20 protein-coding genes are annotated in these 22725 nt (G+C 62.7%); 8 read left to right on the top strand and 12 right to left on the bottom strand.

Annotation, left to right across the window (positions count from 1 at the left end; genetic code table 11):
* The first annotated feature begins 2 nt into the window (after positions 1-2).
* A complete protein-coding gene (locus BM374_RS13815) occupies positions 3-263 on the top strand; it encodes a PepSY domain-containing protein (protein WP_092292877.1) in 261 nt (86 codons plus the stop codon).
* A gap of 136 nt (positions 264-399) precedes the next feature.
* Here the strand turns inward: BM374_RS13815 and modC are convergent, their stop codons facing one another.
* The 4 genes from modC to mepA all read right to left on the bottom strand — a co-directional run bounded on the left by modC (position 400) and on the right by mepA (position 3925).
* Positions 400-1062, bottom strand: a complete 663-nt coding sequence (gene modC, locus BM374_RS13810; protein WP_092293466.1) for a molybdenum ABC transporter ATP-binding protein — start codon at positions 1060-1062, stop codon at positions 400-402.
* Between the two features lie 2 nt (positions 1063-1064).
* Positions 1065-1760 (bottom strand): molybdate ABC transporter permease subunit, encoded by a 696-nt coding sequence (gene modB / locus BM374_RS13805; RefSeq protein ID WP_092292875.1) that lies wholly within the window; start codon positions 1758-1760, stop codon positions 1065-1067.
* Positions 1761-1786: 26 nt separating this feature from the next.
* Complete coding sequence (modA, locus tag BM374_RS13800) at positions 1787-2572, bottom strand: molybdate ABC transporter substrate-binding protein (protein WP_092292873.1); 786 nt, start codon at positions 2570-2572, stop codon at positions 1787-1789.
* A 408-nt stretch (positions 2573-2980) separates the two neighbouring features.
* Positions 2981-3925, bottom strand: coding sequence for a penicillin-insensitive murein endopeptidase (gene mepA / locus BM374_RS13795; RefSeq protein WP_092292872.1), 945 nt, complete (start codon positions 3923-3925; stop codon positions 2981-2983).
* Between the two features lie 393 nt (positions 3926-4318).
* Between mepA and BM374_RS13790 the strand changes: the two genes are divergently transcribed.
* Complete coding sequence (locus BM374_RS13790) at positions 4319-6487, top strand: EAL domain-containing protein (protein WP_092292870.1); 2169 nt, start codon at positions 4319-4321, stop codon at positions 6485-6487.
* Between the two features lie 101 nt (positions 6488-6588).
* Here the strand turns inward: BM374_RS13790 and BM374_RS13785 are convergent, their stop codons facing one another.
* A complete protein-coding gene (locus BM374_RS13785) occupies positions 6589-7050 on the bottom strand; it encodes a GNAT family N-acetyltransferase (RefSeq protein WP_092293464.1) in 462 nt (153 codons plus the stop codon).
* A 79-nt stretch (positions 7051-7129) separates the two neighbouring features.
* On the opposite strand from BM374_RS13785, the gene BM374_RS13780 reads away from it, so the two are divergent.
* On the top strand, positions 7130-8764 hold the full coding sequence (locus BM374_RS13780) for an amidase family protein (protein ID WP_092292868.1): 1635 nt from the start codon (positions 7130-7132) through the stop codon (positions 8762-8764).
* Here the strand turns inward: BM374_RS13780 and plsY are convergent.
* Positions 8758-9441 (bottom strand): glycerol-3-phosphate 1-O-acyltransferase PlsY, encoded by a 684-nt coding sequence (gene plsY, locus BM374_RS13775; protein WP_092292866.1) that lies wholly within the window; start codon positions 9439-9441, stop codon positions 8758-8760. The two genes, BM374_RS13780 and plsY, sit on opposite strands and share 7 nt — an antisense overlap.
* 286 nt (positions 9442-9727) lie before the next feature.
* On the opposite strand from plsY, the gene BM374_RS13770 reads away from it, so the two are divergent.
* On the top strand, positions 9728-10144 hold the full coding sequence (locus BM374_RS13770; protein ID WP_177248282.1) for an SRPBCC family protein: 417 nt from the start codon (positions 9728-9730) through the stop codon (positions 10142-10144).
* A 25-nt stretch (positions 10145-10169) separates the two neighbouring features.
* Here BM374_RS13770 and BM374_RS13765 read toward each other — a convergent pair whose 3' ends face one another.
* From BM374_RS13765 to BM374_RS13755, 3 genes are all read right to left on the bottom strand, one after another.
* Complete coding sequence (locus BM374_RS13765; protein WP_092292864.1) at positions 10170-11021, bottom strand: L,D-transpeptidase; 852 nt, start codon at positions 11019-11021, stop codon at positions 10170-10172.
* Between the two features lie 120 nt (positions 11022-11141).
* On the bottom strand, positions 11142-11330 hold the full coding sequence (locus BM374_RS13760) for a hypothetical protein (RefSeq protein ID WP_143270185.1): 189 nt from the start codon (positions 11328-11330) through the stop codon (positions 11142-11144).
* 115 nt (positions 11331-11445) lie between these two features.
* Positions 11446-12969 (bottom strand): FAD-dependent monooxygenase, encoded by a 1524-nt coding sequence (locus tag BM374_RS13755; RefSeq protein ID WP_092292860.1) that lies wholly within the window; start codon positions 12967-12969, stop codon positions 11446-11448.
* A gap of 293 nt (positions 12970-13262) precedes the next feature.
* Between BM374_RS13755 and BM374_RS13750 the strand changes: the two genes are divergently transcribed.
* On the top strand, positions 13263-13952 hold the full coding sequence (locus tag BM374_RS13750) for an aspartate/glutamate racemase family protein (RefSeq protein ID WP_092292858.1): 690 nt from the start codon (positions 13263-13265) through the stop codon (positions 13950-13952).
* Positions 13953-13956: 4 nt separating this feature from the next.
* Here BM374_RS13750 and BM374_RS13745 read toward each other — a convergent pair whose 3' ends face one another.
* Positions 13957-14247: a hypothetical protein gene (locus tag BM374_RS13745; protein ID WP_092292856.1), complete on the bottom strand. Its 291-nt coding sequence runs from the start codon at positions 14245-14247 to the stop codon at positions 13957-13959.
* Positions 14248-14517: 270 nt separating this feature from the next.
* Complete coding sequence (locus tag BM374_RS13740; RefSeq protein ID WP_092293460.1) at positions 14518-14811, bottom strand: hypothetical protein; 294 nt, start codon at positions 14809-14811, stop codon at positions 14518-14520.
* Between the two features lie 1407 nt (positions 14812-16218).
* On the opposite strand from BM374_RS13740, the gene BM374_RS13725 reads away from it, so the two are divergent.
* Positions 16219-17520 carry a serine hydrolase domain-containing protein gene (locus BM374_RS13725; RefSeq protein ID WP_177248281.1) on the top strand — a complete coding sequence of 434 codons (1302 nt, stop codon included), beginning with the start codon at positions 16219-16221 and terminating at the stop codon, positions 17518-17520.
* Between the two features lie 212 nt (positions 17521-17732).
* Here the strand turns inward: BM374_RS13725 and BM374_RS13720 are convergent, their stop codons facing one another.
* Positions 17733-18908: an OpgC family protein gene (locus BM374_RS13720; protein WP_092292852.1), complete on the bottom strand. Its 1176-nt coding sequence runs from the start codon at positions 18906-18908 to the stop codon at positions 17733-17735.
* Positions 18909-19703: 795 nt separating this feature from the next.
* Here BM374_RS13720 and BM374_RS13710 point away from each other — a divergent pair.
* On the top strand, positions 19704-20696 hold the full coding sequence (locus tag BM374_RS13710) for a helix-turn-helix transcriptional regulator (protein ID WP_092292848.1): 993 nt from the start codon (positions 19704-19706) through the stop codon (positions 20694-20696).
* A 358-nt stretch (positions 20697-21054) separates the two neighbouring features.
* Positions 21055-22542 carry a serine hydrolase domain-containing protein gene (locus tag BM374_RS13705; RefSeq protein ID WP_177248280.1) on the top strand — a complete coding sequence of 496 codons (1488 nt, stop codon included), beginning with the start codon at positions 21055-21057 and terminating at the stop codon, positions 22540-22542.
* Positions 22543-22725 lie beyond the last annotated feature (183 nt).

The raw sequence follows: 22725 nt of genomic DNA, 5'->3' as shown, positions 1-22725 counted from the left end.
CCATGCGAAAACTCATCCTGCCCGCCATCATCGCGCTTGGCTTGGGATCAGCGGCGCCGGCCATGGCTTATGACACGGGCGATCAGGTCTCGATGCAGGCCGCACTGGACGCCGCGACCGATCTTGGCGTGGTCACGGTCTCGGATACGAACTTCCTTGGCGATGAATGGCAGATCGAAGGCCGCGACATCAGGGGTCGCTGGATGGAGGTCGATGTCGACGCCCGGACCGGCGACGTCCGCAACGTCGATCGCGGCTGGTAGGCACACTGTCGCTGTCATTGCCCGCGAAAGCGGGCAATCCAGTATTCCAGAGGCAGCACGTGGATGGAGCCGGGGCATGACTGCGGTGGCTGAGGCCAGGGCGGGGCAACTCTAACCAGCGCACGCGTGCCGGCCTTCACGTCAGCACCTTCACCCCGCCGAACGACGTCACCCGGCCCTGCCTGAGCATCACGATCTGCGTTGCGAGCTGGCGCAGCTCGGCAACGTCGTGGCTGACATAGACCATGGGAATATTAGCCTCGTCGCGCAGCCGCACCAGATAGGGCAGGATCTCGAGCTTGCGGGCCTCGTCGAGCGCGCCGAGCGGCTCGTCGAGCAGCAACAGACGCGGCTTCGACAACAGCGCGCGGCCGAGCGCGACGCGCTGACGCTCTCCGCCGGACAATTTTCCGGGACGGCGATCGAGCAGCGCGCCGATGTCGAGCAACTCGATGACGCGCGTGCGCTGGGCCGGATCGGATGCAAGGCGGTTCATCCGCCTGCCATAATCGAGATTTTGCGCGACGTTGAGATGCGGAAACAGCCGCGCATCCTGGAACACGTAGCCGATGCGACGGCGCCATGTCGGCACGTGGATGCCGGCAGCGGTGTCATCGACAGTTTCGCCGTCGATGACGATGGTGCCGCGGTCGGGCCGCAAGATGCCTGCGATCATGTTGATCAGCGATGTCTTGCCGGCGCCGGAGGCGCCGAACAGGCCGGTGACGCGGCCTTCGCTCGAGAACGACGCCGAGAGCGAAAACTCACCGAGTTGTTTTTCGACGTCGACCCGCAGCATGATCAGTTCCCGTGCAGGCGCGCGGTGGCGCGGCGGGCGAACCATTCGGCGGCGATGAGGGCGCCGAGGGCGAGCACAACAGAGACGATCACCAGTCGTCCCGCGGCGGCGTCGCCGTCCGGTGTCTGGATCAGGGAATAGATCGCCGACGAAATCGTCTGGGTCTCACCGGGGATGTTGGAGACGAAGGTGATGGTGGCGCCGAACTCGCCGATCGCCTTGGCAAAGCCGAGCACCATGCCGGCGAGCACGCCGGGCAGTGCCAGCGGCAGCGTCACCGTGAAGAACACCTCGAAAGGCGCGGCGCCCAGCGTTTCGGCGGCCTGCTCCAGCCGGCGGTCGATCGCCTCGATCGACAGCCGCATTGGGCGCACCAGCAGCGGAAACGACATCAAGCCGCAGGCGAGCGCAGCTCCAGTCCAGCGAAAGGCGAAGACGATGCCGAGATGATCGGCGAGAAAGCCGCCGACAAGGCCGCGGCGGCCGAAGGTGAGAAGCAGGAGATAGCCGGTGACAACAGGCGGCAGCACCAGCGGCAGATGCACGACGGCGTCCAGCACCGACTTGCCCCAAAAATCCTTGCGGGCGAGCAACCACGCCAGCGCGATGCCGAATGGCGTTGCCATCAGCGTCGCGACGACGGCGACCCTGAGCGAGAGCAGGATCGCCGTCCATTCGGCGGGAGAGATGTCGAGCATCAAGTGGTGATGTCAGATCGCAAAGATTACATTGTGGGGCTGATCAGGAATTTAAAACCGTATTTTTCCAGAATGGCCTTGGCGGCCGAGGTGCGCAGGAAGGCGAGATAGGCGTTGGTTTCGTCCTTCGCGGTCGCGGTCGCCGCTACGGGATAGATGATCGCCGGATGCGAGTCCGCCGGGAAGGTGCCGACGATCTTCACGCCGGGCTCGACCTTGGCGTCGGTGGAATAGACGATGCCGAGCGCGGCCTCACCGCGCGCCACCAGCGTCAGCGCGGCGCGCACGCTCTCGGCCATGGCGAATTTCGGCTCGGCCGCCTGCCAGGCGCCGAGCTTTTCAAGCGCGGCCTTGGCGTACTTTCCGACCGGCACGGACTTGACGTCGCCGGTCGCGATCCTGCCGTCGCCGGCGAGCTTGGCGAGGTCGAAGCCTTGGGAAATGGTGACGTTGTCGATCCTTGAATCCTTCGGTGCGATCAGCACGATGCTGTTGCCGAGCAGGTTGACTCTGGACGGCTCGTTGATGGTCTTCCTGGAGATCGCATAGTCCATCCAGTCGGTGTCGGCGGAGACGAACACGTCGGCCGGCGCGCCCTGCTCGATCTGCTTGGCGAGCACCGAGCTCGCGGCATAGCTGACGCTGAACTTGATGCCTGTCTTGGCGGTGTAGGCGGCATCGATCTCGTCGAGCGCGTTCTTCATCGACGCCGCGGCGAAGATCGTGATGGTCTTGTCCTCGGCGCTGACGGGCGAGAGGCTCGCTCCCGCGAGCATGACGAAGGCGGTGAAAAATCCGGCAAGTCGATACATGGATGGCGCTCCGTGCGAGCCCGCGCGCGCCTAGGACGCAGGCGCAAATCTGGCGTTGGATGGATCGGTCGCGACGGGCGGAAGCGCTGTTCCACGTGTCCCCACGACGGCTTACGGCCGGCGGGGAGATCGCAACTGCGAAGATAGCAGGCTGGGGCCGGAGGTCAAAGGCCGTCGGAACCAACCAACGTGCCCGTCACCCCCGGGGTACGCCGCCCCATTCCTCTCTCGTCATCCCGGGGCGCGCGTAGCGCGAGCCCGGGATCCATAACCACAGGATCGTGTTTGGCGAAGGCTCAGAGTTGCTATCTCGCACCACACTCCTGCCTGGGAGTATGGGTCCCGGGCTCGCTTCGCGCCCCGGGACGACAGCGGAGGTTGGGGTGGCAATTTGCTCACCAAAGCCCGCTATCGCTTCGCATCCGGCGCGTGCAGAACGGCTTTGCAGGCCGCCGGCATCTGGGCCAGCGTGATCGGCGGCTTCGGTTTCGGCGGCTCGGCGGGCGGCTTGGGATGCAGCACGCCCTCGCTGAACCAGTAGGCGAAATCGGAGGGCTTGCAGCCTTCGTCCTCGGATTGCGACGGTTGGCCCTGGCATTCGCCTGATCCCGCCGGGCAGCGCATGCGGATGTGGAAATGATAGTCGTGGCCCCACCACGGGCGGATCTTCGACAGCCAGGAGCGGTCGCCGGTCGCCTCGCGGCACAGCGCCTTCTTGATCGCGGGATTGACGAAGATGCGCTGCACCGCCGGCTCCTGCGCGGCGTCGCGCAGCACCAGCACATGGCCAGGGGTGAACACCTTCGGATCGATGTCGAGCCGATCGTCGCGCACCATCATCACCGCCGACATCTCCTCGCGCTCCTCGCGCGAGAGCCGATGCTCCGGCATCGGCGTCAGCCAGATATCGGCGTCCAATCCGATTTGGTGGCTGGCATGGCCTGACAGTGCCGGCCCGCCGCGCGGCTGCCCGATGTCGCCGACCAGAATACCCGGCCATCCTGCGTCCTTGTGCGCCTTGGCAGCGAGGCGCTTGAGCAGCGCGATCATGTCGGGATGGCCGTAATTGCGGTTACGCGACAGCCGCATCACCTGCCAGAAGTCGCCGTTGACCGGCATCTGCTGCGCGCCGCCGATGCAGCCCTTCACATAGGAGCCGATGACGCGCGTCGGCCCGGCCGAGGGCAGCAGCTTCCGCGCGAACAGCTCCTTGGCCGCGGTCTTGGGATCGTTCGGATGGGCGAGCGGCGGCAACGGCTTCGGGTTGACGCTGCCCTTGTCCTGGGCCAGCGCGCCGCCGACGGCCAGGAGCGTCATGACGAGCAGGAGAGGGGCGATGCGGCGAGGACTCATGCAGATTCCTTATAGCTCAACGCCGCGCGGGGGTCACCGAATGATCCGGCACCTCATGCGGCCGCGATTGTTAACGGCGCGATAACTCTATCCCGCATTGATCAAAATTCGTGCGCGCAGCGAGAGCCGCTCGCGTCCTGCATGCAAGCGACCTGGGTTCCGGAATTGATTCATGGAGACTGCGCGTTTTTGCATCTCCTCGCGCGCCTGATCACGCTTCTCGCGCCTTACAAACGGGCAAATCAATCCGGCGCGCAGTAGCAGCTCCCTGCCGTCGCGGGCCAGGATTACCTTTCTTTCAGACACTTGGAGCAAGACTTGCGGCCGCGGGGGCGGCTAGGACGAGTGAAGTTGAGTTTGGGGTCCAAAGAACCAAGAAAACGTAAGCGCACCGTGCTTGCTGGAGGCGGCCGACAGCCGCGCAAGCCGCGATTTGCGCGCACGCCTCGTCGACTCATCGAACGCGACCAGCTCGTGCAGAGCCGTGCGGAGGCTGAAGCTGTTATCGCGGACGCGCGCAAATCGCACGAGCGATTGCGCCAGGCCATCGACCTCCTGCCGCAGGGCATCGTCATTCTGGATCCCGAAGGCCGCTACGTCCTCTGGAACAAGCAATATTCGGAGATCTACAGCAAGACCGCCGATCTGTTTCAGGAAGGCGCGCGCCTCGAGGACACGCTGCGCGTCGGCGTCGCCCGCGGCGACTATCCGGAGGCCGCCGGCCACGAGGACGAATGGATCGCCGAGCGGCTGAAGAAGCTCTACGAGCCCGGCAAGCGTCACGAGCAGACGCTGTCCGACGGCCGCGTCATCCTGATCGAGGAGCGCCGCACCGAGGACGGCGGCGTGGTCGGCCTGCGTGTCGACATCACCGAATTGAAGCAGCGTGAGGCCTCGTTCCGACTGCTGTTCGACGGCAATCCTGTCCCCATGATCGTCTGCGCGCTGGACGACGAGTGCATCCTCGGCGTCAATGATGCCGCGATCGCGCATTACGGCTACAGCCGCGCCGAGTTCGAGCGTCTGAAGATCCGCTCCCTGCAGGCCTTCGACAGCGAGCCACCCTGGACCGTCGATCGCTCCGATGAGGAGCAGGCCGGCCGCACCTGGAAGCACGTCAAGGCCGACGGTGCGCTGATCGACCTTGCGATTTATTCGCGCGAACTGACCTACGGCGAACGGCCTGCGGTGCTACTCGCGCTGATGGACATCACCGAACGCAAGCGCGCCGAGGCGCGGCTCACCTTCATGGCGCAGCATGACGGGCTGACCGGACTGCCGAACCGCAACAAGTTGCGCCAGGCGGTGGACGAGATGCTGCTACACACGCGCCGCAGCCCCGAAAAGGTCGCGGTGTTGATGCTCGGGCTCGACAATTTCAAATCGGTCAACGACACGCTGGGTCATGCGGTCGGGGACAAGCTGCTGCGAGGCGTCGCCAAGCGCCTGCGCTCGACCTTGCGCGAGGAGGACGTCTTGGCGCGGCTGAACTCCGACGAGTTTGCGGTCGTGCAAAGTGGCCTGATGCGGCCCGAAGACGCCGTGGGCCTGGCCAAACGCCTGCTCGAGGCCATTGCCGACCCCTATCTGCTCGACGGCCATTCCGTGGTGATCGGCGCCTCCATCGGCATCGCAATGTCGCCCGGCGACGGCGAGGAGTCCGAAAAGCTGCTCAAGAGCGCCGGCATGGCGCTGTCGCGGGCCAAGCTGGACGCGCGCGGCAGCTTCGCCTTCTTCGAGGCCGCGCTGGATGCAAAGGCGCAGAGCCGCCGCAAGATCGAGGTCGAGCTGCGCGATGCGATTCAGAACGAGGTGCTGCGGCCGTATTATCAGCCGCTGATCGACCTCTCGAGCGGCCGCATCACCGGCTTCGAGGCGCTGGTCCGCTGGCCGCATGCCGAGCGCGGCATGATCTCGCCGGCCGAGTTCATTCCGGTCGCGGAAGAAACCGGCCTGATCAATCCGCTCGGCGGCCTGATGCTGCGCCGGGCCTGCCTCGATGCGGTGACCTGGCCGGACGATGTCCGCGTTGCCGTCAACCTGTCGCCGCTCCAGTTCCGCAGCGGCAATCTGCTCTCGATGGTGACGGACGCGCTCAAGCATTCCGGCTTGCCGCCGCGCCGGCTCGAGCTCGAGATCACCGAAACGCTGCTGCTCGAGAAAAGCGCGCAAGTGCTGGCCACGCTGCATGCGTTGCGTGCCCTTGGCGTACGCATCTCGATGGACGATTTCGGCACCGGCTATTCCAGCCTCAGCTATTTACGCAGCTTCCCGTTCGACAAGATCAAGATCGACCAGTCCTTCGTGCGCGACCTGGGGGCCAACCGCGAAGCGCAGGCGATCATCCGCTCCATCGTCAGTCTCGGCAAGGGCCTCGGGGTCATCATCACCGCCGAAGGCGTCGAGACCGAAGCCGAGCTGAGCTGCCTCCGCACTGAAGGCTGCGACGAGGGCCAGGGTTTTCTGTTCAGCAAGGCGCGGCCGAACGCCGAGATCATCAGCCTGCTGGCGGCGCAGCGCGGCATCGATGCCGCGGACGAGGACGCCGCACTGGTGGCGTGAGTCAGGGACGCGCCGCTCTGTCCCGACCTCTCCGGCTTGCGAGAGAGGTCGCGCCGCAGGCGCGGGTGAGGGCTCTTTCCTCTTGGGGACTCTGCTATGGGCTAGATCGGATCATCGAGCGCGCGTTCCATGATGATCGTGCGCTCATCGCCATGGTAGCTGTCGCGCACCGCATTGAACCCGAGCCGCGCATAGAAGCTCTCGGCGGTGACTGACGAGGGCACGGTCAGCGACCGGATGTTGCGCTCGCGCGCCGCGCCCTCGATCTCGGCCATCAGCAGCTTGCCGACGCCCCGGCCCTGGACGTCGGGCGCCACAAACACGGTGCGGACGACGCTTCCATCGAGACTTGCCGTTCCAACAAGCCGGTCGCCGATGGTGGCGACAAACACGATCCGTTTTGCCATCAGCGCCAACACGGCGTCCGGGCTGAAGCTGCGCTCGACGCTTGCGATGATCTCGCCGCTATAGTCCTTCACATTGGTTTCGCGCAGCGCACGCAGGATGACGGCGCTGATATCGGCGGCGTCCTCGGCAAGCGCTGGCCGGATCGTGCACTCCATCAATCGCTCCGCATCACCTTGTCGCCGCTTCGGGATAAATGCTACGTTTTGTAGCATACATCCGTTTCAAGAGGCAGTCATGAAGAAGGCAGCCCGCCGCGGTGCGGCGGTGGTTCGCACCCAACTGTCGGAGCCGAGGCTCGAGGACGCGCCGATGAGTGACATCATCGAGGCCCTCGCCGACGGGCGCATCACCGCGACTGCGCTGACAAGGGCCTATCTGGCGCGCATCGCGGCCTATGACCGCGCCGGGCCGATGCTGAACTCCGTCCGCACGCTCAATCCGGATGCGCTCGCGATCGCTGGCAAGCTCGACGGCACGAAGCCATCGGCCAGTCGCCCGCTGGCGGGCGTGCCCATTCTGGTGAAGGACAACATCGCGACGTCGGACCAGCAGCCGACCACGGCCGGCTCGCTGGCGCTGGAAGGCGCGCGTGCGAGGCGCGACGCCACCGTCATCAAGCTGCTGCGCAAGGCCGGCGCGGTCATCCTCGGCAAGGCGAATTTGACCGAATTTTCCAACATGTTCGCGCTCGGCATGCCCGACGGCTACTCGTCGCTGGGTGGTCAGGTGAAGAACCCCTATGCGCCGACGCTGATGGACGATCGGGGTATCCCGGTCGTAACCCCGGGCGGCTCGAGCGCAGGGTCTGCGGTCGCGGTGGCGGCAGGCCTGTGTGCCGCGTCCGTTGGCACCGAGACCTCGGGCTCGCTGCTGTTCCCCGCGGGTCAGAATGGCCTCGTCACCGTGAAGCCGACAGTCGGGCTGATCAGCCGCGCCGGCATCGTGCCAATCGCGCACAGCCTGGACACTGCAGGGCCGATGACGCGCAACGTCCGCGATGCGGCGATGCTGCTCAACGTGCTGGCGGCCAAGGATCCGCGCGATCCCGCGACGGAGCGGCAGAAGCGGCCTGCCGATTACACAGCCGATCTCGCGCGTGACGCGCTGAAAGGTGCGCGGATCGGCGTGCCGAGCGATCCGGCGGATCCCTTGAACGATCCGTTCTACGGCAGGCTGTCATCCGAATGGACGAAGGTGACGACCGACGCGATCAACGTGCTGGAGGATCTCGGCGCCGTGATTGTGCGTGCCGGTATGCCCGAGCGCGGCTGGATGAGCGGACCGGGAACGATCATGGCCGTGCTCAACCGCAATCCGCTCAGCGGCAACAAGGGCCAAGCGGTCGCGCAGCGGATCGTCTGCATCTACGAGCTGAAGCGCGATCTCAATCTGTATCTGAAGGATTGGGCGATCGACACCGATATGAAGACCATCTCCGACATCGTTGCCTTCAACGCGGCAAATGCAGAGAAGGCGATGCGATTCGGCCAGGATCTGTTCCTCGCCGCCGATCTCACCAGAGGCGATTTGCGCGAGCGCGAGTACAAGTTCGCAGTTGCCATGGACTTTCTCAGCGCCCGGACACGGGGCATGGATGCCTATATGAACCAGCACAAGCTTGATGCCGTGCTTTTCCCCGGAAGCGAAGGTGCGGCGATCGCTGCCAGGGCGGGCTATCCCAGCGTCATGGTGCCGTGTGGTTTGGTCTCCGGCGTCGGCGACAAGGAGACGCCGGACTATCCGCTCGGCATCACCTTCGCGGGGAGAGCCTGGAGCGAGCACAAGTTGCTGCGTCTGGCTTACGCCTATGAGCAGGCCACGAACATGCGCAAGGCTCCGCCCGGGCTGCCGGCGCTGGAGGCTCAGTAAGGCGGTGAACCGAGCTGCGGGCTGCTCTGCCCCAGCCGCGGCTCCGTGCCCGCAAGCAGCCGCCCGATGTTGGCGCGGTGGCGCATGATGACGTAGAAGCCGCCTGCGATCACCAGCAGCCGATACGGAAGCGGGTGCGCCAAGCCGAAGACGAGAACGATGGCCGTCACCGCCGCGAGCATCGAGCTGAGCGAGACGATCCGCCCGATAGCCAGCATCAGGCCGAACACCGCGGCTGTTCCGAGGCCCACCGGCCACGACATCGCCAGCAGCACGCCGAGCCCGGTCGCCGCCGACTTGCCGCCCGAAAAATTCAGCCAGATCGAGCGGCCATGACCGAGCAGCGCGGCAATGCCGGCGACGCACACAATCCATGGCACCCAGGCTTGCAGTTCGGCCGTTGTCGGCGGCGCCGCCGAGAGCTCGGTCGTCAGCCACGGACAAAACCAGCGAGCGACGAGGATCGCTGCCATGCCCTTCAGCACGTCGATGACCAGAACCGCCAACGCGGGCCATTTGCCGAGGGTCCGCAACACATTTGTGGCGCCCGTCGACCTCGAGCCGTGCTCGCGAATGTCGATTCCTTGAAGCAGTTTTCCGGCCATATAGCCCGTGGGGATCGAGCCGAGCAGATAGGCGATCACCGATCCAACTGCACCCGCAATCCAGAAAGCCATCGTCTTCTTTCCAAGTGTTGTGTCCGATGTGCCGCAGTCGGTATTTTATCGTGGAGCTCGTGCTATCGCCATGGGCGATCCGGCGTCCATGCGCTATTCGAAGGTCGCCATCATGCCGACGAAACTTTTCTCGAAATAATTGCACGTCGGCGGCGCGGCCATGTCGGGACGAGCCGGTCTCGATCGTCCTTGGGCAGACGTCTCGCTAGGCATACCGGATGTGCGCGCAGCATGCGCGAAGCGAGTCGTCAGCTCGAACTTTGAAATCGAACTGGAGCAATACCCCATGAGGATCACCGTCGAAACCAGCATCGCCGCCCCGATCGATCAGGTCTGGCGCGCCTATACGACGCCTGCCGACATCGTGAAGTGGAACGCCGCGTCGGACGACTGGCACACGACCAAAGCGACGGTGGACTTACGCGAAGGCGGCGTGTTCTCGTCGCGCATGGAGGCCAAGGACGGCAGCATGGGGTTTGACTTCGCCGGCATCTACACCACGATCGTCGAGCACAAGCTGATCGAATATACGTTCGGCGACCGCAAGGCGGAAGTCGAGTTCGTCCCCGGGGCGAAGGGCGTCACCGTCCGCGTCGTCTTTGATGCTGAATCGACTTACTCGGTCGAGCAGCAGCAAGGCGGCTGGCAGGCCATCCTCGACAATTTTGCGCGATATGTGGAAGCGAAGCAGAAGGCGTCGTAAGCCGGCCCGACGACAGAGCGCGCCGTCACTGGGCCTCGGCCACCTTGGGTCCAGATGACGTCGTCAGTGCGTTGGCCGACGAGGGCCGGTTCGGCGGCGATGCCGCGTCCGGCGTTCGCAAGGCGGTGTCGGATGGCCGGCGGGTCGGGCCGGTCGGAAGCACGATCACTTTCGCTCCGACTTTCACCCGCTCGTAAAGGTCCGTCACGTCGTCATTGGTCAGCCGGATACAGCCGGACGACACGCGCTTTCCGATCGTATCGGGCTTGTTGGTGCCGTGAATTCTGTATTCGGTCTCACCCAGATACATCGCCCGGGCGCCGAGCGGGTTGCTCGGACCGCCGGCCATGAACCGCGGCAGATAGGGTTGACGCACCAGCATCTCGGCAGGCGGACGCCAATCCGGCCATTCTGTCTTGCGGGCCACGGTCTGCTCACCGGACCATGTGAACCCCTCGCGACCGACACCGATGCCGTAGCGCATCGCCTGTGTGTCGTTCAGAACGAGATAGAGGAACGTGTTCTTGGTGTCGATGATCACGGTGCCCGGCGCCTGGTGGCTGGCGTAGTCGACCACCTGTCGGACAAGAGCTCCTGGACCGTCAGCGGCCTTTGGTGGTTCGACCAGGGGCGCCGGGGCTGGACTCGGAGCCGGAGTCGGAACTGGCACGGATGCATGAACGGGAGGTGCCACGTAAACCGGAGACGACGACGCCTGGGCCTGGTGCGCGGCCGGCTTCCGCGTTGGCTGAACGGTCGCCGGGCGGGACAGCAAACCGTAGCCCAAAGCGGCGGCCGCCACGGCGCCAATGGCAACTCTGGCGACCGTTGGCACTGCGAGCGTCTGCGTCTTTCCACGTTTGGCCCGCTTCGCCATCTCTGTCCCCGGATCACTTCGACCCGGAACAGCTACCCAGCAAAATTTAAGAAACTTCGAAGCGATTCTTGCTGAAGCTGGAACCGTTAAACGTCGTTAACGCCGATTCCTGTCGCCTTGTCAGGCCGGCGCCTTGCGGCCGATCAGGCCGAACACGATCATGACGAGGCTGACGCCGGCGATGCCGCCGGACACCTCTCCGACCGCGCGCATCAAAGCGACGGGATCATTGGACCACGACGTCATGTCGCGCATCGAGAGGAAGAACAGCACGGCCAGCACCAGCAGCACCGTGCCCACCGCAATCAACCGCCAGTTCCGTTGATCCTCCCGGTGTCGCCCCTGGACGGGCGAGAGCGTTCACTGTGCAGAGATAGTGTCGCTGATTCCGCTTCGCGTTCGAACGGAGCTCATGTCTCACGCGTCAATCGGGTTCACCGAACCACCGTATTGCGGCCCGGGACGCGTTCTCAACATCCGGCGTCCCCTCGCTGACCCAACTCACGATGCCGTCCGGCCGCACGAGCAGGGCCGTCAGGCCCATCAGGTCCCCGGCGTTGCTTGCGACATGGTTGATCCGCCCGCGCCAGCGACGCGCAAGGACCTCGAGCGACGAGCGGGCATCGAAGTCCAGCAGCAGTCCCTGTCCTGTCCTCAGCAGATCGGCGGGTCGGGTCCCATCATCGAGGGCGAAGTCGGGCACGCTGCGGCCCACCAGTGGATGGGAATCGCCGAGATCGTAGCGAAGCGAGACGCCCCAGACGCGCTCGGCGAAATAGGTGGCCCCGTCGCGTGTGTCGATGAGATCGCGGATTATCGCTTCCAGAGCGCGCGAGCTCCTGCTGGGACGCATCAGTGCGACCTGGGCACGCGACCAGTCGAGGACCCGCGCTCCCACCGGCTGTCGCTCGTCCTCGTAAGTATCGAGCAGGCCGGCCGGTGCGTCGCCGCGAATGGTTGCGGCGAGCTTCCAGCCGAGGTTCATCGCATCGCCAAGGCCGAGGTTGAGGCCCTGGCCTCCGAGCGGCGAATGGATGTGCGCGGCATCGCCCGCCAGCAGCACACGGCCTTTGCGATAGCAGCTTGCCTGACACGCGCGGTCGGTCCAGGTGGTGGCAAGCTGAAGCCTCGCCACCTTCACATCGGTGCCCGAGACCTTGCGCAGGACCGCTTCGATCCGGTCGCGGTTCGGCTCGGTGCGGTGGGCGGCACCACCGTCGAAATCGACCATCGCGATCGTGCCGGGCGCTGCATAGGTGTACATGCCCGACGCCGTGTAGTGCCGGCCCGGCGTGAGCGCGGCTGGATCGGCCAATTCGACCTCTACGGAATAGCCGGTGAATTCCGGATCGGTGCCGACGAAACCGATGCCAGCAGCCTTTCGCACCAGGCTGCGTCCGCCATCGCAGCCGACCAGCCAGCGGCCTCGGGCCCTTGCACCAGCCGTTTCCACGGTGACGCCATCGTCCGATTGCATGAAAGACTCGACACCGCAGCCGCGCCGGATCTCGACGCCGAGCGTTCCGGCGCGGACGGCGAAGACCGCTTCGATGCTCGCCATGTCGGCCGCGAGGCTGCCGATCGGCCCGGGCGCGCGATAGCGCCATTGTGTGCTGTCGATCTGATCGTGAAAGAACGGGATGCCCGCGAAATGGCCGCCCGGGCGGCGCTGCTGCTGCATCCAGTGCGCGGCCGCCGGCGTGTCGCGGCCGGCTGCACGGCGCCTGAGATCGTTGAGCAGGTCGCGGCGATCCAGACCCTCGATGCTCGGCACTGAAAGCCCACGCAGTCCGAACGGCAGGCTCTTGAGCGGCGAATGCGGGTCTTGCGCCTTTTCCAGCACCAGCACCGAACAACCTGCCAGCCTGAGCTCGCAGGCCAGGAACAGGCCGACGGGGCCCGCGCCGGCGATGATGACGTCATAAAGGAATGTGTCGGGATGTTGCATGATTTGCTCCGTTGTCGACTGTCGATGTTCGACCGGAGCGTTTCCCGAACCTGAGAACCTCACGGACGAACCATGGATCGCCTCAGCGGCGACCGGTGTTCGTCGTGGGGATCTCCGGCGCGAGGCCAAAGACCAGAGCTTTCGTCACCGAAAGGACTTGGGCTTACCAGACCAAGTCTGCCTTTTCCGACATGGCCATGTAGCGTCGGGAGCGTGGCTCGTCAACCGGCGAGCGTGGCGAGCCTCGACGGTTTCCGCTACGATCCGATCACACCATTTGCCGGAGACGCTGGATGCAAACGATTGGCCTGATCGGCGGCATGAGCTGGGAGAGCACCGCGCTCTACTACAAGCTCATCAACGAGCGCGTCCGGGATCGCATGGGGAAGCTGCATTCGGCCCCGCTGCTGATGTATTCCTACGACTTCCAGGAGATCAAGGAGATGCAATATGCCGGCCGCTGGGCCGAGGCGGGGGCGAGCCTCGCCGAGGTGGCGCAGCGGCTCGAGCGCGCCGGCGCACGCGCGATCGTGCTGTGCACGAACACGATGCACAAGCTGGCTCCCGACATCGTGGCGAAGCTGACCATTCCCTTCATCGACATCGGCGACGCAACGGCGAAGCGTATCAGGGCCAGGCGATATCGGCGGGTCGGGCTGCTCGGCACGAAGTTCACGATGGAGGAGGCGTTCTACATCGATCGCCTGCGCGCGCATGATCTCGATGTCCTCGTTCCCACGGCCGAGGAACGGGCCGACGTGAACCGCATCATCTATGACGAGCTGTGCCTTGGCGTCGTCGCCGCGCCCTCGCGCCGCCGCTATCAGGAGGTGATGGCCGCGCTGGTCGGGCGCGGCGCGGACTGCATCATTCTCGGCTGCACCGAGATCACCATGCTGGTGGGGGCCGCCGATACATCGGTGGAGACGTTCGATACGACGGCCATCCACGCGGAGACGGCGGCCGATTTCGCGATCGGGTGACGCGTCACAGCCAATTGTCTTCGACGAAGCACCGGATCAATCCGCAGGTAAGTGCCAGACCCGCCAGAAGCTTATGCGGACTAGTGATCAGGATGCCGGGCAGGGGCACCGCTCCATAGGACAAAAGAAGCCAGATCGCGATGGTCGCCAGAGGCACCACCACGACTCCCTCGACTCTCCTGAATCCAAGCAGGCGATCGGGCAGCCAAAACACGGCCACGATCGCGAGCCCGATCGCTCCGATCAAGATGACGAGGTAGAGACCGTATGCAACGGCCATGGCGAGCGTGTGCATCCGTCGGATCCGGTGAAAGATCGCTCATGGGATCGTGACGGTGTCCCGGTTAACGGCGCGTGCATGCCGGCCCGTTGTTGCAGGCTCGTGTCGGCCCAGGACTTTCGCTCAAGCGTGATCGGATGCGGAAGCGGTCCGTTTTACTATACCGTGAACCAAACGATCCGACCAAGAAACAGCGTGCGAGGACGGGACTACCCTCATCGTCCAGGGACGTCGCGCCTTTGGCTCCGGCTAGAAGGTCGTACGAGCTTTGTGCTTGGCGGCCCCTCAGACGTCCATCATCGGAAGCAATTCCAGCTTGGCTGACGATCTTTCCAGCAACCAGGCTTGAGCCGTCCGCCGCGGGTCATTCCGATAGCTCTGGAAGGCCGCTTCCGATGCGAAGCTGACGATGTGCACTTCCATCGTGCCATCGGAGTTGCGAAGCCGCCGCTCCAGACGTCCGTTGAACTCGGGTAACAACGCCAGCACCGCATCCTCGTAGGCTCTGAAGTCCGCCACGCCCTCTGCGGGTATTCGAACGATGAGCGCAAACGTGATGGGGGTGATCTGATCGGACATCGTCGCCTGCCGGCTGCACCACTGGCATGATGGCATCATGCGCCTGTTTGGCCCGAGGAGTCAAACAATATTCGTAAAAAGCGAAAAGTGCGTTGCAGCCAACGCGCCGGCCGCGGCGCGTGCATGCCGGCCCATGGTCTGAACCAGCTATCGACCCGGGCGCACCACCCGTAAAATTCCCAAGTGCTGGCCCCTGTCAGAAGGCGTTAAGTGGTGCAGGTCGTGGGGCCGCACCATGAAGATAGCGAAGCCAGCGCAATGGACTGAGCAAGAGGTTCGACGGTTGGTCGTGCTGGCTCGGCAAGGTGCTGGTGTATCGAAGATCGCTGCCGAATTGGGCCGCCACGCTGGATCAGTCAAGCGAATGGCGCGAGCGAAGGGAATATTGCTGAAGAAGTAGGGCGGTGGCGGCGCGCTGCCTGGTCAACGAGCCGCACGGACGGTGTCCTACAGTCCGAAGCCTCGGCCGATATCCCGCATGAGCCGGAGCGCGGCCTCGGTATTGCGGCCGTAGAACAGCGCTTGATCGAGCTGCGAGAAGATGCCCATTCCGAATAGCGCTATGGCAATGCCTCTAAGCATGGTTGTGGACCGGGTTTGAACGATGCTGTGAAAGTTCAAAACGGCCCCAGCCGCAGGATGGGGTAAACAGCCGGGGCCGGCATTCCCATTCCAATGTGCCGCAATCGGCGGTGAACGGCACTCTTCATGTTAGGCACACAGAAGCTAACGAATTGTTTTGTTCCGCAGTCACTCGGCAGGTGCCGGCGCGGGTTGTGTGATACGGCGCTCTCCAGGAAGCGGCGAGCAAGTCGAGCATTGGTCGAAATGATCGGGCTCCGCATCATTAGCCATATGCTCCCAAAACTCAGCTTCGGCGAGCAATTTCCAACTGCGATCAGGATGACGCGCGGCCGTCTGACGGCACAGCACAGCCATCGCGCGCAGGCGACCCGCTGTATCCATGTACTCCTCCCATTATTTATTCTTGTTGATGGCAGCCTATTTTCTTTTTTTGCGTCGGAGTCATCACGATTATGAATCAGAACGAATTTTCAGCCCCGAAGAGCGATTGGATTTCGTTACACGCTCAAATCGCGCTTCGCGCGAAGTGGTGCAACCGTAAAGCCCTATGCCGATGCACTTCCCGTATATCTACGGGCGTTGCGCATCATCATCGTCTCGCAGCTGCTTCGGATCTCTTGATGCATAAGTCTTCCGATGCGGCTTCATGAGCATTCAAGCCATGATGACGACGATGCCAGCAGAGCCAACTGCAATCGCGCGGCGCGCATTCGCTCTCAGCCTCCATGCTGACACCGTAGACCTCTGGTGATAGCCTGCCTCTCGTCTCGAGCCTGCGAAATCGTTCTCATAAGGGCACACGCAAGAACGTGGGAGAAGCCAATGGGCCGGGAAGCGCTCTGCAGCCCGCGCGGTCGCCGCAGGCTTTCGTTGCCCGTCGTTCTGATCTCCACGATCTGGACGCCGTTGGCCTGTGCGCAGGACATCCGAAGCTCTCCCGGTGAAGCGGGACCTGTTTTTTCGGATAGCGGCCCCGAGGCCGATCTCTACGGCGCGGCTTCCGGCTATCCGATTGGCACGCGGGCGACCACCACACAGCTCGACAAGCTCGTCGGGGTCTACAGCCATTTCGGCGAGCTTTTTCCCTCGCGCCCGGTCGGCCGCGCATCGACGCCTTGGCAATTCAAACGCGCGCCGGAGCCTTCGATCACTTACAGTTTCGGCACGGAGCGGTTGACCATCGCCGATTACCTCAACCGCAACCCGGTGACGGGACTCCTGATCGCCAGGGACGACACCATCCTGTACGAGCACTATCAATATTCGCGGACCGACCACGACCGGTTCCTTTCGCAATCGATGGCCAAGACGCTGGTCTCCATGCTGGTCGGCATTGCGGTGTCGGAGGGACGGATCAAGTCGATCGACGACCTCGTCTCAACTTACGTCCCTGGCCTGGCAGGAACGGAATACGGAAACACATCCATCCGGGCCTTGTTGAACATGTCTTCGGGCGTCGAGTTCTCGGAGGTCTATGATGGGCACGACGATATTGCCCGGCTTGGGCGAGCCCTGTTCGTCGAACAAACAAAAGATCCTGCCGCCATCGTCGCGCAATTCAACACCCGAGCGGCGGCGCCGGGGACCAGATGGCACTATGCAAGCGTGGAAACCGAAATCCTCGGTCTGGTCCTGCGGTCGGCCACGGGCTCGCCGGTGGCCGACTATCTCCACGATCGGATCTGGGACTCCATCGGCACGGAAGCGGATGCCTCATGGGCGATCGACGGCAGCGGGCAGGAAATCGCTTTCTGCTGCTTCAACGCAACCTTGCGCGACTATGCGCGCTTCGCCCGGTTGCTCGCGCACGACGGCGCATGGGAAGGTCGTCAGCTGATTCCGCGGCAATGGCTGTTGGATGCCACGACCGTCAGGCCGAGCGATGGCCATCTCGCTCCGCGCGTGGCCACTCCCTATTTCGGCTACGGCTACCAGGTGTGGATCCTCCCCGGCGAGCAGCGCAGATTTGCGCTGCTCGGCATCCGCGGTCAGGTCATCCTGGTCGATCCAGCCTCAAAGCTCGTCATGGTGCACACGGCCGTTCGCCAGAAGCCGTCCGAGCCGGGGGCACTCAGAGAACCGCTGGCGTTGTGGTTCGCAGTGCTTCAACAACTCGGGCAATGATGATTTTGACGGCGCGTTGCATGGCGAGGGCGGCACTTCGCTGATGCGCCAACAGCGGCTATTCAGCTTTCGACGGCGTTCACTCCCGCGACCCGATCAGCCAAAACGCTCTGAGCGATGCCTGAAATGGTCCGCAATACGAGCGAAGGCATTTCTAATGGCCGGATCGCCCCCGTGGAGATCATTGCTCGAAAGCTGTGATTGTGACCAGTCTAGCGAACCGGCGGAACTATCCCGATCGACTGCGTCCCCGCTGACTTCCGCTCGCGCGGGATGTTGATCGCGTTCAGTAACCGCGCGACGACGATCATCATCAGCACTCCGGCAACACTAACCACGATCTGCATCGCAACCCCCTCCGAGAGGTCGAGCATCGTAAGTTGGCTGGCGAGCGCCATAAGGACGCCGAAACAATAGATCGGCAGCGAATTCTCGCCACAGCACTTCGCGCAGCTCAGCACCCGCGTCGATAGCCCTTCCCAATTCCGAGGAATGAATCGTAGCGCCACAATTGCAAGAGCCACAAAATGCAGCAGCCGTATCGGACTGAGATTCGATTTATCCAGGGGAAATAGCAGGTCCCTCAAACTTTGCGAGACCAGCGGCGTGATGCTCCAACTCTGCGCAAGGACCAAGCCCAAAACCAGATAGAGAACGGCCAGAACAAGCGTCAAGGGGGACATCAGCCACGGCCGGAATTTCGTTCCCTCAATGACGCACCATGCGCCCAGCACGATCAGAAACTGCCAGGCCAGCGGATTGAAGAACCAGAAGCCGTTGGGCCAGGCGGGAACTCTCCAACCAAAAACGTGGACGAGCGCGTAGAGCAACAAGGACACCCCAAGCGTGACGTTCGGCGCTCGCAGCAGCAGCCACAGCAGCGGCGCGAACAGCACGTGAAAAATCACAAAAACCGGCAGGACGTCAGTGTTGACAGGCCGGTATTGCAGTATTGCGGCGTGCGCAAGCGTCGCGCCCGGACGTTCGAGCAGAATTCGCGTATTGCTCACGTCGGCGAGATCATCGCTGCCCGCAAGGTAGACCAGAATAGCGCAAGCGAGTGTGAGCAGTAGAAGCGCCGAGTAGATGTCCCATCCCCGGCGCAGCGAACGGCCGATCATACCGCTCCAGCCCTTGCGCTCACGCGTCCTGCCGTAGGCCAGCGCACAGGTCACGCCCGAGAGGAACATGAAGATCTCGGCGGCATCGCAGAAACCGTAGTTGCGGGGTGTCAGCCAGGCCCCGATGTTGTTGGGAACATGATCGAGAAAGATCCACCATAACGCGATCCCGCGACAGACATCGATACGCAGATCGCGGCCGTCCGCCCTGAACTCCGGCGGAGTTTCGCCGAACAATCGCGTCGAGGTTTGAGTTCGATCGTCCATCGGTTGGCCCGCGCTCATGCCTCATGGCGTCGACGACGCGCTCCGGCTAGCCTATGGATGATGGAGGTCCTTCGTCGCCCAGCTACTCCTCCGAGCGCCAGAGTCGGGAGGATCATCGTCCTCGCAAGGCGCTTCAAGGATTTTGTCGCCAACGCCCCGTATCAAAAGTTGTTTTCGCATTTCGGTGAGGCGGGCCCGGCAGTACTCGCGATAAAGCATGTCGAGTATGGTGGACATGATCGAACCTCTCCTGATCACCACGGTCGACGTCCCATGCGACAGATTTCGAGCATTTCATCCGGCAGCTAAAAAGGAAGAGTGCCGGGAAGTGTTCTGGGTCCGACGAACCTTAAAGGTGATGCGGCGATTAGGTCACGATAGGAAGCCGGATCAGAGGACAGTGTTGTTCCGCGGAACTTCTGCTCGCGGACCGATGACCCGATCATCGCGAGCAATGTTAGAAAGTGCGATCTGGTCTTGCAGCCTGCCAGGAATGTTCAAACTGGATTCGATGGCAGCAATTTGAAATAGAGCTCTCACAATCATCTCCTCTTCAAGGAGATATTTTGCTCGCGGCGTTTGCAATCAAAAATTGCCGTAATTTTCTGGTCGCCACGTGAGCCAGTTCACATCAGCATCAGTCACAGGTGAATGAGACTAGCAGACAAATGAAGTAGCTTCTTGGAATCCTGCGTACCTGACGAGACTGTCGGTGCGCGAATTGCAAAATGCGGATACCGGCAGCTGGTCTGCCGCAGCATTTGACCCAGTGGCTCATCAAGGCTGGAGGTCCCCATGTCTACGGACGCAGCCAGTTTCGTATCGCATCGATTCTCGACGCGCGAGTATCCGGAGCGGATGCGACTTCCACTATGGCGCGAGAGGTTTGTGCGGGGGATAGTTCACGTCGACATCGAACCTCTAACGAACGTTCCGTTTCAAGCTGACGCAACATTGCAAGCGCTCCCGGGTCTACGCACGCTCGCATTGAAAGGCTCTCCCATGCGCTTCAAGCGCTTGCGGGCGAGCCTTGCAGACGGCGACGACTCGATCGGCCTCATCGTTTGCTTACGCGGCAAAAGTCGTTTGTCGCAGCGCGGCCGGGACGTCGAGCTTTGCGCTGGCGACGCAACCTCGATTCTGCATTCGGAGCCCGCTACCGTCACCTATATCGACGGAATGCTATTTGGCCTGGCGGTACCGCGCGAGGCGCTTGCGCAGCGCGTGACGGACATCGAGAGCCTCGCCATGCGGCCGCTTCCTCAGCGAAATGAACCACTCCGCCTCCTCATGGCCTATCTGAAGTCAGCATTCAAGGAGGGGGCTCTGGCCGCCCCCAAGCTGCGTGATGCGGTCGCAGCTCACACCTGTGATCTTGTTGCGCTCGCGGTCAGCGAGTGCGCGCCCTTGGGCGAGAGCGATGCGAGTGCGGTCGTGACCGCGCGCCACAGCGCCGTACTCGACTACATCGCGGCACACTTTCAGAAGCCTGGGCTCAGTGTCGAGGAGGTCGCCCATCGCCAAGGCATTTCACCTCGCTATCTGCAGCGCCTGATGGCCTCATCAGGATCATCATTCACCGGGCACGTGAATGAGCTACGTCTCCAACTTGCGTTCAAACTGTTGACCGAGGCGCGCGTCGGCGCGCAGCTAATTTCCGATATCGCGCTGGAGGTAGGCTTCTCGGATGTTTCGCATTTCAATCGCTTGTTCCGAGCTCGCTTCGGCGATTCGCCGCGTGGGGTTCGTTATGCCGGCAGGGATCCCGGCCGAGCCACCTGCCCCTGATCGGCGCGTGCGCGAGATCCTGCTAGTGAAGGTCCGCATTGGGGCAAAAGGCGAAGAACTCGCGTTGAGCAAACACGGTCTGCTGTGTCCCGCTAAGCGGGACCTCCGTCAGGCGCGCTGCAACTTCGCACATGGCCATAAGATGACTACTCGGAGAGCATCGCAAAAATTCAATTTCAGTTAGTGTAGTTGCAACTCCCGCAGGTGTAAAGACGGCCCACAGCTTAGCTCTTATACTTGCCTCTCGCTTGACGATGGACGTCGCCTGAATGACCCTGCGCGTGCGACCACGGGCAAGTCGATCTGTTCTGACAATGCATCGGATGTGCGTTGCGGTCGCTCCAAAATGGAGCCGCGCGTGAAACAGTCATCTCACAACGGGGCAGCGCTTGCTGTAAAGATTGAGATCGACGGCCTGACTAAACTACAGCGCATGACCAGGTCCATTTGCCTCATTGCGTTGGGCCTCGCTTGCGTCGGTATCACTGAAGCTCAAGAGTCGAGGTCTTCAAACGTGGCGTACCCCATACCTCAATGGGAAGCCGTAGAGCCTAAGGTAGCAGGTTGGTCGGAGGATTTGCTTGAGAAAGCCCGCATCTATTCGGCGGCGAGCGGCTCAAGCGCCGTTATGGTAGTTGATCATGGACGCGTGGTCGCCGAGTGGGGCGACACGCACCGTAGGCTGGATGTCGCGTCGGTACGCAAGAGCTTGCTAAGTGCGCTGCTAGGGATCGCTATTGAAGAAGGACAGGTCAAGCTTTCGGATACGCTTGGTCAGCTCGGGATCGACGATAAGGCACCCGGCCTAACGCCCACCGAAATGCAAGCCACGCTTGCCGACCTTCTGACGTCTCGCTCGGGAGTCTATCACGCGATCGATCTGGAGCCTCCGGCTGTGGGGGCAGAGCGGCCACCTCGCGGCAGTCATGCCCCGGGTGAGTTCTGGTATTACAACAATTGGGACTTCAACGCCGCTGGGTCAATTTACGAAAAAGTGGCCGGGGCGGGCATCTTCAACTCGTTTAAACAACGCATCGCCGACCCCATCGGAATGCAAGATTTCAGTGTAGAAGCTTGCTACTACGGCGAGACAAGGGTTTCCAACCACAGGCACTATGGATTTCGCCTCAGTGCACGCGATCTCGCGCGCTTCGGCCTGCTCTACCTGCGCGATGGCCGTTGGAATGAACAACAGATCGTTCCCGCCAATTGGGTTCAGGATAGCGTCAAGCCGCGAGCAAAGCCGCACAGCGAGCTTTTTCCGGGTCGAGGATATGGCTACTTGTGGTGGTCGGGCTTTGCCAGCGACTGGGCACCCACGGTGTCTTTGCCAAAGAGCACGTTCTATGCCTTGGGCTTCGGCTCGCAATATCTTTTCGTGCTTCCGGCCCAAGACATTGTCATCGTGCACCTGGTTGATATGGAGCGGGAGCACTGGCCATGGGTGAGCGACTTTCAAATTGGCAGGCTGCTTTGGCTGATACTATCGGCTGCGCGCGTCGATGACATCGGCCCCGATACGTCCGTTGCAACAGCAGTCTTGGCCTCGGCTGACCTGCTGAAGGGCTCTCTACCCGGCAAAACTCTCCGCTACGCTGAAACGGCTCTCGACGGGCCGTACTTCATGCGCTTCGCCACCGACGGTACGGCGTCTTTGCAAAAAGGCGAAGCACGCAAACAGGTCTACTCTGGTAAGTGGTGGGTCGCTGGCAACAAACTTTGCCGTGGCTGGGATAAGTTTCTTCCTCGTTTTGACTGCTGGCCCGTCGCGATAGGCGGCTCCATCATCAGTTTGTATGGGGACCACGATACGATGTTCTTGCAAGGCTCTCTTGAAACTGAATGAGCATGTTCTAATACCTTCCGCCCCGGGTCATAAGCGGCGGTCGGGCAAGCCCGGTCTAACGCCCGGTTTTCCCACCAGACATGAGTTATTTGAGATTATCAATTCTGTGGTTGGCATGCGGGTGAGTGATCATCCATCTCGGGGATCGGGCTCGTGAACGCGAAGTCTTTTGCTAAGCTTGTT

The organism is Bradyrhizobium sp. Ghvi, from assembly GCF_900115265.1.
Taxonomy (GTDB): Bacteria; Pseudomonadota; Alphaproteobacteria; order Rhizobiales; family Xanthobacteraceae; genus Bradyrhizobium.
The sequence above is the reverse complement of the archived record's forward strand: the minus strand, read 5'-3'. Positions and strand labels throughout refer to the sequence as shown.